This is a genomic window from Streptomyces sp. WAC 01529, assembly GCF_003945545.1.
GTDB lineage: Bacteria > Actinomycetota > Actinomycetes > Streptomycetales > Streptomycetaceae > Streptomyces > Streptomyces anatolicus.
Genome location: NZ_CP029617.1, coordinates 6390304 through 6403968, shown reverse-complemented (window position 1 = coordinate 6403968; position 13665 = coordinate 6390304). Strand labels below are relative to the sequence as shown.

The window sequence follows — 13665 nt, the reverse complement described above, 5'->3', positions numbered from 1 at the left end:
CGTTTGTCTCTACGCACCGGCCCGCGTCTGGGACATCGTTCTACTCCCGTCTTCCCCTCCAGTTTTTCCTCGCGTCCAGGAAGAGAGCCAGGCCCCATGCCCACGTATCTGTCCCCCGGTGTCTACATCGAAGAAGTGGCCAGCGGTTCGCGCCCCATCGAGGGCGTCGGCACATCCGTGGCGGCCTTCGTCGGTCTGGCGCCGCGCGGGCCGCTGAACGAGCCGACGCTGGTGACCAACTGGTCCCAGTACGTGGCGGCGTTCGGCGAGTTCACGGACGGGTACTACCTGGCGCACTCCGTCTACGGGTTCTTCAACAACGGCGGTTCCGCCGCGTACGTCGTACGAGTCGGCGGCACCGACACCGACACCGCCGACGGCACCGACCCGCGGCAGCAGGCCGCGGCCCCCGCGCAGGCGCCCAAGGAGCTGACCGCGGGCGAGCCCGTGGCGCTCGGCGCGTTCACGGTGTCGGCGATCGCCGCGGGCACCGGCAACGGCGGGGCGCTCACCGTCGAGGTGCAGGACGGCGAGGGCGAGAGCGCGGCGGACCGCTTCAAGCTGATCGTCAAGGACGGCGAGAAGGTCGTCGAGAGCTTCGACGTGAGCGCGAAGAAGACCGCGCGCAACTACGTCGTCACCCAGGTCAAGCAGCGCTCCAAGACCATCGTGCTCGAAGAGGCATCGGCGGGCGGCCAGTTGGCCAAGCCCGAGGCCCAGTCCGTGACGCTCGTGCCGCCCGCGCCCGCCGCCGTACCCGCGACGGCCGCGCCGAGGGAGGCCGCGCCCCGCGTGGAGACCGCCCAGTTCATCGGCGACTCCGCCGACCGCACCGGATTCGGCGGCCTGGAGGCGCTGGACGAGGTCAACATGGTGGCGGTGCCCGACCTGATGGCCGCCTACCAGCAGGGCCTCATCGACGAGGAGCAGGTCAAGGCCGTCCAGCTCGGACTGATCGCGCACTGCGAGCTGATGGGCGACCGGATGGCCATCATCGACCCGCCCCCGTCGCTGAATGCCCGTCAGGTGCGGCAGTGGCGGCAGGAGTTGGCGGGCTACGACTCGCGTTACGCGGCTCTCTACTACCCGTGGATCAAGTCCTTCGACCCGGCGACCGGCCAGTCGGTGGTCGTGCCGCCGTCCGGTCACATGGCGGGCGTGTGGGCGCGCAACGACTCCGAGCGCGGCGTGCACAAGGCACCGGCCAACGAGATCGTGCGCGGCGCGGTGGACCTGGAGCTCCAGATCACCCGGGGCGAGCAGGACCTGCTCAACCCGGTCGGCGTCAACTGCATCCGCGCCTTCCCGGGACGCGGCATCCGGGTGTGGGGCGCGCGCACGATGGCGTCCGACCCGGCCTGGCGCTATCTGAACGTGCGCCGCTACTTCAACTACCTGGAGGAGTCGATCCTGATCGGCACCCAGTGGGTGGTGTTCGAGCCGAACGACCAGGCGCTGTGGGCGCGCATCCGCCGCAACGTCTCGGCGTTCCTGGTCAACGAGTGGCGTTCGGGCGCGCTGTTCGGCTCGCGCCCCGAGGACGCGTTCTACGTGAAGTGCGACGCGGAGACCAACCCCGTCGAGTCGGTCGACCTCGGCCGGGTCGTCTGCGAGATCGGCATCGCGCCGGTCAAGCCCGCCGAGTTCGTGGTGTTCCGGCTCGCGCAGTTCTCCGGCGGGGGCGGCGAGCTGGAGGAGTAGACCGCGTACGCACGTCGAGCACCGCCCACGAGAACCACAACAGGAGTGAACTCCCTTGTCCCTTCAGCCCGGTGACGCCCTCACCACACACAACTTCGGCCTCCAGATCGACGGCGTCATGGTCGAGTACCTGCAAGAGGTCAGCGGCCTTTCGATGGAGCAGGACGTCATCGAGTACCAGCAGGTGTCGGCGGACGGTAAGCCCGTCGTGAAGAAGATGCCCGGCGTGAAGAAGGCCGGCGAGTGCACGGTCACCCGCGGCATGACGCAGAGCCCCGTCTTCAGCGAGTGGATCAACAAGTCCATCGCGGGCGACATGGGTTCGGCGCGCAAGAACGCCACGATCATGATGATGGACTACCAGAACAACCCGGTGAAGCGGTACAACCTGCGCAACGCCTGGTGCAGCAAGGTGGAGACCAGCGGGGTCAAGGCGGGCGACGCGGCCGCGCTGACCGAGCAGGTCACCATCGTCTTCGAAGAGCTGGTCATCGAATAATGCGGCGCGAAGGCCCGGCAGGAGTGGCACCCGGGGCGGCGTCCGCCCCGGGGGGCGTGGCGGGGGTCCGTGAACCCCTGCGTACGGAGTTCGAGTTCGAGTTGCCGCGTGGCTTCGTGGACGAGTCCGGGACCGTGCACCGCGCCGGTGCGATGCGGCTGGCGACGGCGCGCGACGAGCTGGTCCCGCTGCGGGACGTGCGCGTGCGGGAGAACCCCGCGTATCTCTCGGTGGTCCTGCTCGGCCGGGTCATCACCCGGCTCGGCACGCTCGGCTCGGTCCACGACGGCACGGTGGAGAACATGTTCGCCTCCGACCTCGCCTTCCTCCAGGACTTCTACCGGCAGATCAACGCGGAGGGGCACACGCGGGCGGCCGTGGCGTGCCCGCACTGCGCGGAGTCCTTCGAGGTGGAGCTGGCCGGGAGCCGCCTGGGGGAATCGTGACGTACGCGGCCGACCGCATCGAGGAGGAAGTCGCGTACCTCGCCTACCACTTCCACTGGGGCATGGACGACATCCTCGACCTCGAACACGCGGACCGGCGCGCGTACGTGGCGCGGACGGCGAGGCTGGTGGAGCGGGCGGAGGCCGGGCAGTGAGGGGCGGTGCGGGCGCGGGCGCCTGTTGGGCGTAGGAATGTCAGGCGTCGTTGGTTGGTGAGTCGAGGTAAGTGATGGGCTTGTTCGGGTGGCGGCGGGGGGCGCGGAGGCACGGGGCCGTGGAGGCGTCTCGCGGGGCTGACCTCGGTGCCGGTGCCGACGCGCGTGCTGAGGCTGTGTCAGGCGTACGGGACCGTGACTGGGTTTCCGTGCCGCCGGTCCAGCGTGTGCTCGCGGCGCCTCGTACGGTTGCCGAGCAAGGCTTTGGCGCGCTGCTCGCCACGCATCAGGACCCCTCGCTGGGTCGGCAGTTGGGTCACGCCGTGGAGGCCTCCGCTCCTGGCGGGCTGCTCCGTGACGTCCTCACACCCGTGGCCGGGCGGCCGGGGAGCCTTGAGCTGCCCTCGTTGAGTCTGCCTGTGCGGTCGTTGGCGGGTGGGGAGTTGGCGGGCGAGGCGGATGCTGGGGGTGCCTCGGGGGCGTCGCCGGTCGGCGGCTCTGTCCGGAGCGACGCTGAGGGCGGCAGGGCCGCACGGCAGGGTGCCGGAACGCCTGACGCCGCTCCGGCCGCCGAGGCGCCCCACCCCGTACGACACAAGCCGCCTACCCAGACCGCGCCCCTCGCCAGCTCCACGCCGCTTACCAGCGCCCGGAACGCGGCGGCCCCGAGCCGCAGCAGCGGGACGGTAGGCGACAGCACCCCCGCGGGCCCTGCGGTCCGGCGCCCCGAAGCTCCCTCCTCGGCGGCAACGGGTTCCCGTGCCGTGCCCTTGGTGCGGCCGACGCCGAAGGGGCGTTCCCCGCTGGTGTCGGCGGCGCCGAGCGCGGTGCCGCAGCGGCAGCTGTTCGCCGTCGGCGCCACGCCTACGGCACCGCCCGCTGCCGCGAGCGGTGCGCCCACCACGCCGGACGCCTCGGTCCGGCCCATAGATGTCCCCGGGCCGGTGCCCCCCGCCGGTCCGGGGATGCCGGCCGCCGCTCCCGCTTCCGGGAACGCGTCGGCGGCAACAGACCCCGTCGCTGTACGGGCGGATTCCCCCATCCAGCCCGTACAGCGGCGGCCTCGCGTACGCCGGGTCCAGCGCCCCGCACCGGACTCCGGCGCCGCCCCAAGTGAGCGCCCCCGCGCGGGACTCGGCCAGCCGCTGAACCAGCAGCCGCCGGCCGCGCCGCCTCACCGCGACACCCCCCGCGCGCCGATCACCCCCTCGGCGGCGGAGACCCCGCACACCACCGCAAGCAACACGCCTTCGCAGCGCAGTGCCGACCACGCCCCCGCCCCGATCGCCCCCTCCGCGGCGAAGGCCGCGAACAACACGCCCTCGCCCGCGCAGAACCCGGCCACGCCCCCGCAGCGCAGCGAGCACCACGCCCCCGTCAGCACCCCGACCAACCCCTCCAGCGCGGAGGCCTCGCACACCACCACAGGCAAGACCCCCTCGCCTGCGCAGAACCCCGCCACGCCCCCGCAGCGCAGCGCCCACCACACCCCAGCCAGCGCCCCCGCCACCCCCTCCGCAGCGAAGGCCTCCCACACCACCACAGGCAAGACTCCCTCGCCTGCGCAGAACTCCACCACGCCCGCCCCGGCACCGCACCCCGGCAGCCGCCCCAGCGCGCCGATCGCCCCCTCCGCCACGGAAACCCCGCACACCACCGCAAGCGACACGCCCTCGCCCGCGCAGAATCGGGCCGCGCACCCGCAGCGCAGTGCCGACCACACCCCAGCCAGCGCCCCGACCACCCCCTCCGCGGCGAAGGCCCCCACAGGCAAGACTCCCTCGCCTGCGCAGAACCCCGCCGCACCCGCCCCGGCACCGCATCCCGGCAGCCGCCCCAGCGCGCCGATCACCCCCTCCGCCACGGGAACCCCGCACACCACCGCGAGCCACACCCCCTCGCCCCCGCAGCCCCCCGCCACGCCTGCCGTCGGCTCACCGATCGCCCCCGCTACGGCGAGGCCCCAGCACGCCGACGGAAACAACACTCCCCGGGACAGGCAGACCCCCGCCAGCTCGCCGGCCACTCCGGCGAACGCTCCCGAGAGCAGCACCCCGGCACCGCGTCAAGCCCCCGCCGCGGCCACCCGGGCGCCCTCGTCCGGCACCCGGCGCTCCCCCATCGGCGCGCCGATCACGCCCGTGCAGAAGGCCGCCCGCACCACGGCAGCGCCCCCGCGCACCCCGGCACCGCAAACCGGCACCCGCCACGCCCCGGTCCAGAAGACCGCGCCCACCCCGGCCCCTCCCCAGGCCACCACCGCCGACAGCACCCCCTCGCCTTCCCGGACCGGCACCAACCCGTCCCCCGTCGGCGCGCCAATCGCCCCGGAGAAGCGCCCGCACCCCCAGAGCAACACTCCCCCGCCCGCGCAAACCCCTGCCGCGCCCGCCCCGGCACCCCAACCCAGCCCCCACCACGCCCCCACCACCCCCGTACAGAAGGCCACGACCACCCCCGCCGCGCCCCCGCACCCCCACAAGAGCAGCCCCCCGGCACCCGAGGCCAGCACCCGCCAGCCCCCCGTCAACGCGCCCGTCACCCCGGCGCGGCTTCCGCACACCCACGCGAGCGCCACCCCGGCCCCCCGAACCGGCGCCCGCCGCACCCCCATCGGCACGCCAGTCACGCCCACGCAGCAGGCCGCCGCCTCCCCGGCAAAGGCCCCGCACACCCCCACCGGCACACCGGCCACCCCCGTGCAGAGGGCCACACCCCACTCCCCGACGGAGAAGGTCAGCGCCCCCACCAGCGCGCCTCTGCCCCTCCCCGTCGTCCCACTCAACCTCCCTCTCTCGTCCGGCAGTTACCGGCCCGCCGCCCCCGGTACCGCCCTCCCCCTGGCCCCCTCCCGAAGCCTGACCGCCCAGGCCCCGGCAGCCGGCCCCACCACCCCCGCCCCACGGACCGCCCCGGCCCCCGTGCCGCTCCAGGCCGCCGAGAGCGCCGCCCCGCACCCCGTGGGCGGCCCCTCACCCGTGGCCGCCACCCCCGCCGTCGTACCCCTGAGCAAGCCCTACCCCCGAGCACCGCGCCAGGCCCCCGCTCCCCCGGCCCGCCGCACCACCGTCCAGCGACGCCGACCCGAGCCCACCCCTGCCTCGCCCCCTCCCCCTCAACCTCAGCCGCAACCCCAGCCGCAGCCGCCCACCCCGGTCACCCGTACCACCACCCCCACAGACAACAAGCCCACCACCCGCACCCGCCCCACCGAGCCCGCAGCGCACCCCGGGCCCTCCAGCCCCGCCCCCGAAGCCACCCCCGCCGACCTCGACGACCTGGCCCGGCGTCTCCTCGCCCCCCTCTCGCGCCTCCTCCGCGCCGAACTTCGCGGTGACCGCGAGCGGATCGGGCGGCTCCGCGACCACGGCCGCTGAGCCCTGCCCTCACTCCACCCCCTCCGGCCTCCGACATCCGCCCCAGGAAAGAACCCATGCCCTCGACCCTTGACCCCGGCTCCACCGTCTTCTTCAAGCTGACCACCGACGGCCAGGACCTCGGCCTGTTCAACGGGTGCGACGGGCTCTCCTCCGAGGTGGAGGTCGAGCAACGGCAGGAAGGCGGCAACAACGGGTTCGTCTGGCAGTTGCCCACCCGCGTGACCTTCTCCACCATCCGCCTCACCCGGCCCCTGACCGCGGACACCTCCCGCGTCGCCGCGTGGATCTCCTCCATCGCCACCGGGATCACCCGGCCCACGGCCCAGATCGCGGCCCTGCGCGCGGACGGTTCCGTCGTCGCGCAGTGGGGGCTCGTCGAGGTGCTGCCCGTGCGCTGGCAGGGGCCGAGCCTGAGTCCGGACAGTCCGAGCGTGGCGACCGAGACGCTGGAGATCGCGCACCACGGGTTCACCGACGCGGGGGGTGCCTGAGATGGCCGCGCCGACCGGCGGCAAGGCGGGGGCGAGCCTGGTGCGGGCCGCGCTCGCCATCCATCAGCCGCCCACCGATCTGGGCGGGTCCATGGGCGGGAAGATCGGCGAGGTCGAGTTCCAGTTCAACCCGACGCAGTTGCAGCTGGGCCGCTCCGCCGAGTGGCGCACGCAGCCCGCGGTCGCCTATATGCGGGGCGCGCCGCCGAAGTTCACCGGGTCCGTGCCCGCCACGCTCCAGCTGGAGGTGTTCCTCGACTCGTCGGGCGCGCCGAACTCCGGCAAGGTGCAGAAGCAGGTGGAGCTGTTGCTCTCCTGCTGCGAGGTGACCCCGCAGAGCATCACCTCCAAGCGGCCGTCGCCGCCCTGGGTGCGGTTCTCCTGGGGGTCGTTCAACACCGTGCAGTTCGTGGCGTACGTGACCAGTGTCAGTGCGACGTACACCCTGTTCAATCCGACGGGCGAGCCGATCCGCGCCACCTGCGCGCTGGCGCTCACCGAGGTAGCGATGGCCACCAAGGGGCAGAACCCGACGTCCGGCGCGCTCTCGGCCCGCCGCGTGCACCGCACCGTCGCCGGGGACTCGCTGGCCTCGCTGGCGTGGCGGGAGTACGGGGACGCCACCCGCTGGCGGCTGATCGCCGAGGCCAATGACATCGACGACCCGATGCGGCTGAGGCCCGGCACGGAACTGCTGCTGCCCGCCGCCGAAGAGGCCCGCCCGGCCCGCGCCCACGTGGAGTCCGCATGAGTGAGAAGACGTACACGCGATGAGTGAGAAGACGTATACGAGCGTCCTGCACGCCGAGATCGGCGGTTCCCGGCTGCCGGACAAGCTCGCCGTGCTGCTCGTCGAGGGCTGGGTGGACTCCAGCGTGAACGTGCCGTCCGCCTTCCAGCTGACCTTCGCCGACACCGGCGGCGACATTCTGGAGAAGTTCCCGCAGATCAAGGTGGGGGCCGAGGCCGTCCTGTCTCCGTTCACGGACGGCGTGCGCGGCAAACCGATGCTGACCGGTGAGGTGACTGCCCTGGAGGTGGACGCCGACGCGGGCGGCAAGTCCCTCGTCGTACGCGGCTACGACCCCGGCCACCGGCTGCTGCGCAACCGCCGCGTGCAGGGCTTCCCGAACATGACCGCCTCCGACATCGTGCGGCGTGTGGCCGCGTCGAGCAGACTGAAGCTCGGCAAGATCGACGCGACGCAGACCGTGTACGAGCTTGCCACCCAGCCGAACATCACCGACTGGGACTTCCTCTCGCGCCTCGCCCAGGAGAACGACACCCACCTGTCGTTCGACGAGGACGGGAAGCTGTGTTTCGCCAAGCTGACGCCCGCCGCGGGCGCGCCCGCCGACACGACTCCCGCCGCGCAGAGCCCGTACGTCCTCGAATTCGGGCACAACGCCCTGCACAGCCGGGTCGCGGTGACCGCAGCCGGACAGGTCGCCACGGCGGGTGCGCGCGGCTGGGACATGCGGGGCAAGCGGACGCTGTCCGCCATCTCACCCGCGATCACCAGCAAGGACATCGTCGCCGACATCACGCCCGCCCAGCTCTCGCAGCCCTTCGGCAAGGCCGAGTTGACGGAGACCCGCACGCCGTTCACCACGCAGGCCCAAGTCACCCATGCGGCACGGGCGTTGGCGGACGATGTGGCGGGGTCGTTCGCGGAGGTGGAAGTCGCCGTCACCGGCAACCCCGAGCTGCGGCCCGGGCGCCCGGTGGCGTTGAAGGGCGCCGGTTTCCCCTTCGAGGGGAAGTACACGGCGACCGGCGTGCGCCATGTCTTCGAGTCCGGGCGGCAGTTCACGACGTGGCTGACCGTCTCGGGACGGCAGTTCCGCTCGCTGTACGGGCTCGCCTCCGGGGGCGCCGACGCCGCCCCGCCGATGCCGGGCGTCGCCATGGCCCTGGTCAGCAACGCCAAGGATCCGCTCAGGCTGAACCGCGTGAAGCTGCGGTTCCCCTGGCTCTCGGACACGTACGAGAGCGACTGGTGCCGCATCGCGCAGCTGGGCGGGGTACGGGGCGGCGGGCTGATGCTGCCCGAGGTCGGTGACGAGGTGCTCGTCGCCTTCGACCGGGGCTCGCTGGAGCATCCGTATGTGCTCGCCGGGCTGTACAACGGCGTCGACAAGCCGACGCCGGGTACGGACGGGCTGCCCGCCGTCGATCCGACGAGCGGCCGGGTCAACTGGCGCTCGATCTCCTCGCGCAGCGGTCACACCGTCGAGCTGGTGGACGCCAAGTCCCGTATGAAGAGCGGTATCCGGCTCCAGACGGGCAACGGGCGGCTCACCGTCCACATGGACGAGACGCGCACCAGCGTGACCATCCAGAGCGACGGTTCGGTGTCCATCTCCGGGACCCGCAACGTCAGCATCAGGGCGGGCGGCAATCTGTCGCTGACCGCGGGCGGCTCGCTGACGATGAGCGCCGGCGGGGCGGTCGACATCAAGGCGGGCGCCAAGTTCGGCGTCACCGCGGGGGCCGTGGCGGACATCAACGCGGCCGGTGCCGTCAGCCTGAAGTCGGCCGGTGCCGTCTCCGTCAACGCGGCCGCCGCGGTCGCCGTCACCGCGGTCGGCGCGGTCGCGGTCAACTCGGTGGCCACGGTCACGCTGAACGCCCCGGCCGTCCTGCGCAACGGCCTGCCGTTCTAGTGGGGTCGAACCGAAGGGCGATGCGGTGAGGCCGAGGGGCATGCCGAGGGAGGCGGAAGGACATGAGTGAGCAGTTCGTCGGCGCGGGCTGGACGTTCCCGCTGCGCACCGACGCGGGCGGCGGCATCGCGCTGGCCCGCCGCGAGCGCGAGATCGAGGAGTCGATCCGGCTCGTGCTCGCCACCGCGCCCGGAGAGCGGCCGATGCGACCCGAATTCGGCTGTGCCGTCCACGACTTGGTGTTCGCGCCCGTCAACGAGGCGACGGCGGGCCGCATCCGGTACGAGGTGCGCTCCTCGCTCGACCGGTGGGAGCCCCGCATCGAGGTCCTGGACGTCGAGGTCAGCCCGGCGCCCGACGACCCGTCCGTCCTGTTCATCGACGTGAGCTACACCGTGCGCGGCGTCAACAACCCGCGCAGCCTCGTCTTTCCCTTCTACGTGATCCCGTCCACGGAATCAGAGAGCGGAGTCTGAAGTCCGATGGCCCTGCCCGCACCCCACCTCGACGACCGGCGCTTCCAGCAGTTCGTCGACGACGCCAAGCGCTACATCCAGCAGCGCTGCCCGGAGTGGACCGACCACAACGTCTCCGACCCGGGCGTCACCCTCGTCGAGGCCGTCGCGCACATGGCCGACCAGGTCGTCTACCGCCTCAACCGCGTGCCGGAGAAGAACCACCTGGCCTTCCTCGACCTGCTCGGCGTCACCCTCTTCCCGCCCTCCGCGGCCCGCGCCGACGTCACCTTCTGGCTCTCCGCGCCCCAGGCCGAGCCGGTGGTGCTGCCCGCCGGGACGGAGGTGGCCACCGGCCGCACCGAGACCGAGGAGGCGGTGGCCTTCGCGACCGAGGCGGATCTGACGGTGGTGCCCTGCGAACTGGACGCCGTGCTGCGCCAGGAGGCGGGCGGCACGCCGCAGGACTGCGGGCAGGATGTGTTCGGCGGGCGTGACGTGGGCGTCTTCGCCGAGCATCCGCGGCCCGGCGACACGCTGCTCTTCGGGCTCAGCGCGGCGGTGCCCGCCTGCGTGGCCGTGCTGCAACTGGACAGCCGCGTCGACGGCGTCGGCGTCGACCCGCGCCAGCCGCCGCTGGTGTGGGAGGCGTGGACCGCGGAGGGGTGGACGGAGTGCGAGGTGGAGGAGGACTCCACCGGCGGCCTCAACCGGCCCGGTGACGTGGTCCTGCACATCCCCTCCGGGCACCTCGTCTCCCGGATCGGCCGGCAGGACGCGGGCTGGCTGCGCTGCCGGGTCGTCGAGGCCGCCCAGGGCCAGCCGTTCTACAGCGCGTCGCCGACCGTGCGGGCCGCGTCCGCGTTCACCATCGGCGGCACGACCGCCGTCGCACACGCCGATGTCGTACGCGATGAACCGCTCGGCGACTCCACGGGCGTGCCCGGCCAGCGCGTGCGGCTCGCGCAGGCGCCGGTCGTCGCGGACCGGCCGCCGCTGCTCCTCGAGGTCGCGGAGGACTCCGGGAACTCCGACGAGGAGGCTCTGGGCTGGCAGGAGTGGCAGGTCGTGGACCACTTCGCCGCGTCGGGCCCGTACGACCGCCACGTCACCCTCGACGCGGCGACCGGCGAGATCGCCTTCGGGCCCGCGGTCCGCGAACCGGACGGCACGCTGCGGCAGTTCGGCGCGGTGCCCGCCAAGGGCGCCGCGATCCGCGCCACGCGCTACCGCACCGGCGGCGGGCGCGCGGGCAATGTGGCGCGCGGCGCGATCCAGGTGCTGCGCAGCTCCATCCCGTACGTCTCCCGCGTGGAGAACCGCGAGGCGGCGCGCGGCGGGGTGGACGGCGAGACCGTGCAGGAGGCGAAGGTGCGCGCGCCGATCGCGCTGCGCGCGCAGGAGCGCGCGGTGACCGCGCGCGACTACGAGGAGCTGGCGCGGCGCGCGGCGCCCGAGACCGCCCGCATCCACTGCCTGGCCGCGGAGGCGTCCGACGCGGGTGAGAACGCGGTCCGTGTCCTCGTCGTCCCGCAGGCCGTGCCGGACCGCGGCGGCCGCCTGCGCTTCGAGCAGCTGGTGCCGGGCGACGAACTCCTCGCCCGCGTCACGCACTTCCTGGACGACCGCCGCCCGATCGGCACCCGGCTCGCGGTCGGGCCGCCCTTCTACCAGGGCGTCACGGTCGTCGCCACGCTCCACTCGTTCCGCGCCGCCGAGGCCGAGCGGGTGCGGGCCGACGCGCTCGACGCGCTCTACGCCTATCTGGACCCGCTGACCGGCGGGGCGCACGGGGCGGGCTGGCCGTTCGGGCGTCCGCTGCGCGCCGGTGAGATCTTCGCCGCGCTCCAGCGCGTGCCGGGCGTGGAGCTGGTCGACGAGGTCCTCCTGCACCCCGCCGACCCCCTCACCGGCCGCCGCGGCGACGCCACCGACCGCATCGAACTCACGCCGTCCGCCCTGCTGTTCCCGTTCGACCACCGCGTACGTGTCATCGAGGCGCGATGACGACGCCGCAGCCACGGGCCGCCGATCTGCGCAAGCCGGGTGGACGCCCGGCTCCCGGGCGCGGCTCGCTGCCCGGGCTTGTCTCCGCGCATCCGCTCGGCGAGCAGCTGCCCGCCGTGTTCGCGGACGACGACTTCGCGTTGCGGTTCGTCTCCGGGCTCGATGTCGTGCTCGCACCCGTCTTCACCGTCCTGGACTGTCTGGAGGCGTACTTCACGCCCGCCCTGGCGCCCGAGGACTTCCTCGGGTGGCTGACGGACTGGGTCGGAACGGAGCTGGACGGCACCGAGCCGCTGGCGACGCGGCGGCACGCGGTGGCCTCCGCCGTCGCGCTGCACCGCGTGCGCGGCACCCGGCGCGGCCTGTCCGCCGCCGTCGAACTCGCCTTCGGCATACGGCCGCAGATCAGCGAGAGCGGCGGCGCGTCCTGGTCCGCGCGCCCGCTCGGCGCCTTCCCCGGCACCCCGCGCCCCGCCCTGCACGTCACCCTGCGCGTGCCCGGACCCGCGTCGGTGGACCCGCACCGGCTGCGGTCGGTCGTCGCCGCCGCCCGCCCCGCACACCTCCCCTTCACGGCCGAGGTGACCACCACGCCTTCCCCTGAAGGAACCTGAGATGCCCGAGCAGCCCGAGCAGCCCGAGACGGACGAGATGCCCCACTCCCCTTCCACCACGCCCCCGTGCCCCGAATGCGGCACCCCCGCCCGGCAGCGCGGTCAGTCCTTCTGCGACTCCTGCGGCGCCTTCCTGCGCTGGGACTCCCCGGCGGGACCCTCGAACGCGCCCTCCGCGGAGCCGGGCCCGACGCCCGCGCCCGCTTCCCCTTCGACGCCCGCCCCCGCGTCCGCCACCGAGCCCGCCTCCGGTGGCGCCGACACCACCGTCCCGCTTCCGGCGGCCGGCCCCGAACAGGCCGATCGCGGCGCGTCCCCCTCCGCCGCCCCGGACGACGCCGCCGTGTCCGACACCGCCATACGCTCCCTGCTCGTCCCCGTGCCGGAGGCCTCCGCGCCGGTCGCGCCCCCGGAGACTCCGGGCGGTGTCCTGCCGGGCAGGCCCGAGGCGGCGCGCCCCCGGGTGCGCCAGGCCGCCGTACCCGCCGAGCCCGAGTCCGGCGCGGCCTGCCGGAGCTGCGGGACGCCCAACGCTGCCCGCCGCCACTTCTGCCGCAGCTGCGCCAACCCCCTGAAGGACTCCGCCGCCCCCACCGCCGAGGGCCCCTACGCGGGTCAGCGGCCGCGCCTGGACCGTGACCGCACCCGGTGGATCGCCCGGGCCGTGGGCATCGCGGTGATCGCCGGTCTGGTGGTGGGCGGGATCTTCGGCGGGCCCCCGGCCGCGCGGGCCGTGCAGGACCACTTCGCCAAGCGGGTGCCCGTCCACCCCACCGATTCCAGCGCCTCGCACGCCGCCCCTAAGCAGGCAGCGAAGCTCGCCTTCGACGGCTACTCCAACACCTGGTGGGGCACGGGTTACGCGGGTGACTCGGCGGGCCAGTGGATCCAGGCCGACTTCGGCCAGCCCACCGACCTGCTCAACCTCCTGATCACCCCCGGCACCTCCGCGCGCACCGCGCAGGCCGCCGAGCAGGCCAGGCCCATGGAGTTCGACCTGGTGGTCAGCGACTCGGCGGGCAAGGAGCACACCCTGCACCGCCGGATCAACGACGGGGGTGTGCAGAAGATCGACGTACGCGTACGGGACGCGGTGAGCGCCCGGCTGATCCTGCGCTCCGCGTACGGCACGGGCAAGGACCGCCAGGTGGCCGTCGCCGAGCTGGAGTTCTTCGGCCGCTCGACGGGGCAGTAGACGGCTTCCCGTGCCGGAGATGACCGTCACGCGCGCCCCGCGTGACGGGACCTCCA

Annotated in this window: 12 protein-coding genes; all 12 read left to right on the top strand. The window is 73.6% G+C overall.

Going from position 1 to position 13665, the window contains the following annotated elements:
* Positions 1-96: 96 nt before the first annotated feature.
* The 12 genes from DMA15_RS28625 to DMA15_RS28570 all read left to right on the top strand — a co-directional run bounded on the left by DMA15_RS28625 (position 97) and on the right by DMA15_RS28570 (position 13609).
* Complete coding sequence (locus tag DMA15_RS28625; RefSeq protein ID WP_125515615.1) at positions 97-1701, top strand: phage tail sheath subtilisin-like domain-containing protein; 1605 nt, start codon at positions 97-99, stop codon at positions 1699-1701.
* 55 nt (positions 1702-1756) lie between these two features.
* Positions 1757-2200, top strand: a complete 444-nt coding sequence (locus tag DMA15_RS28620) for a phage tail protein (RefSeq protein ID WP_125515614.1) — start codon at positions 1757-1759, stop codon at positions 2198-2200.
* Positions 2200-2646 carry a hypothetical protein gene (locus tag DMA15_RS28615; protein WP_125515613.1) on the top strand — a complete coding sequence of 149 codons (447 nt, stop codon included), beginning with the start codon at positions 2200-2202 and terminating at the stop codon, positions 2644-2646. The genes DMA15_RS28620 and DMA15_RS28615 overlap by 1 nt, the downstream gene beginning before the upstream one ends.
* Entirely contained in the window at positions 2643-2801 is a 159-nt protein-coding gene (locus tag DMA15_RS36800; RefSeq protein WP_164551842.1) for a DUF6760 family protein, read from the top strand. The genes DMA15_RS28615 and DMA15_RS36800 overlap by 4 nt, the downstream gene beginning before the upstream one ends.
* A gap of 773 nt (positions 2802-3574) precedes the next feature.
* Entirely contained in the window at positions 3575-6178 is a 2604-nt protein-coding gene (locus tag DMA15_RS38040) for a hypothetical protein (RefSeq protein ID WP_125515612.1), read from the top strand.
* A gap of 56 nt (positions 6179-6234) precedes the next feature.
* Positions 6235-6672 (top strand): phage tail protein, encoded by a 438-nt coding sequence (locus DMA15_RS28600; protein WP_125515611.1) that lies wholly within the window; start codon positions 6235-6237, stop codon positions 6670-6672.
* A 1-nt stretch (position 6673) separates the two neighbouring features.
* The gene (locus DMA15_RS28595; RefSeq protein WP_125515610.1) at positions 6674-7423 is read left to right on the top strand and encodes a LysM peptidoglycan-binding domain-containing protein; all 750 of its coding nucleotides are present in this window, start codon (positions 6674-6676) and stop codon (positions 7421-7423) included.
* A 19-nt stretch (positions 7424-7442) separates the two neighbouring features.
* Positions 7443-9338 (top strand): VgrG-related protein, encoded by a 1896-nt coding sequence (locus DMA15_RS28590; RefSeq protein ID WP_125515609.1) that lies wholly within the window; start codon positions 7443-7445, stop codon positions 9336-9338.
* Between the two features lie 62 nt (positions 9339-9400).
* Positions 9401-9814, top strand: a complete 414-nt coding sequence (locus DMA15_RS28585; protein ID WP_125515608.1) for a GPW/gp25 family protein — start codon at positions 9401-9403, stop codon at positions 9812-9814.
* 6 nt (positions 9815-9820) lie between these two features.
* Entirely contained in the window at positions 9821-11800 is a 1980-nt protein-coding gene (locus DMA15_RS28580; RefSeq protein ID WP_125515607.1) for a putative baseplate assembly protein, read from the top strand.
* Positions 11797-12414 carry a phage tail protein gene (locus tag DMA15_RS28575; protein WP_125515606.1) on the top strand — a complete coding sequence of 206 codons (618 nt, stop codon included), beginning with the start codon at positions 11797-11799 and terminating at the stop codon, positions 12412-12414. The genes DMA15_RS28580 and DMA15_RS28575 overlap by 4 nt, the downstream gene beginning before the upstream one ends.
* Before the next feature lies 1 nt (position 12415).
* The gene (locus DMA15_RS28570) at positions 12416-13609 is read left to right on the top strand and encodes a discoidin domain-containing protein (protein WP_125515605.1); all 1194 of its coding nucleotides are present in this window, start codon (positions 12416-12418) and stop codon (positions 13607-13609) included.
* Positions 13610-13665: the final 56 nt, after the last annotated feature.

What these genes read in the sequence shown, in the direction of transcription:
- DMA15_RS28625 (WP_125515615.1), top strand. Translation starts at nt 97, where the DNA reads ATGCCCACGTATCTGTCCCCCGGTGTCTACATCGAAGAAGTGGCCAGC.
- DMA15_RS28615 (WP_125515613.1), top strand. Translation starts at nt 2,200, where the DNA reads ATGCGGCGCGAAGGCCCGGCAGGAGTGGCACCCGGGGCGGCGTCCGCC.
- DMA15_RS28600 (WP_125515611.1), top strand. Translation starts at nt 6,235, where the DNA reads ATGCCCTCGACCCTTGACCCCGGCTCCACCGTCTTCTTCAAGCTGACC.
- DMA15_RS28595 (WP_125515610.1), top strand. Translation starts at nt 6,674, where the DNA reads ATGGCCGCGCCGACCGGCGGCAAGGCGGGGGCGAGCCTGGTGCGGGCC.
- DMA15_RS28590 (WP_125515609.1), top strand. Translation starts at nt 7,443, where the DNA reads ATGAGTGAGAAGACGTATACGAGCGTCCTGCACGCCGAGATCGGCGGT.
- DMA15_RS28585 (WP_125515608.1), top strand. Translation starts at nt 9,401, where the DNA reads ATGAGTGAGCAGTTCGTCGGCGCGGGCTGGACGTTCCCGCTGCGCACC.
- DMA15_RS28580 (WP_125515607.1), top strand. Translation starts at nt 9,821, where the DNA reads ATGGCCCTGCCCGCACCCCACCTCGACGACCGGCGCTTCCAGCAGTTC.
- DMA15_RS28575 (WP_125515606.1), top strand. Translation starts at nt 11,797, where the DNA reads ATGACGACGCCGCAGCCACGGGCCGCCGATCTGCGCAAGCCGGGTGGA.
- DMA15_RS28570 (WP_125515605.1), top strand. Translation starts at nt 12,416, where the DNA reads ATGCCCGAGCAGCCCGAGCAGCCCGAGACGGACGAGATGCCCCACTCC.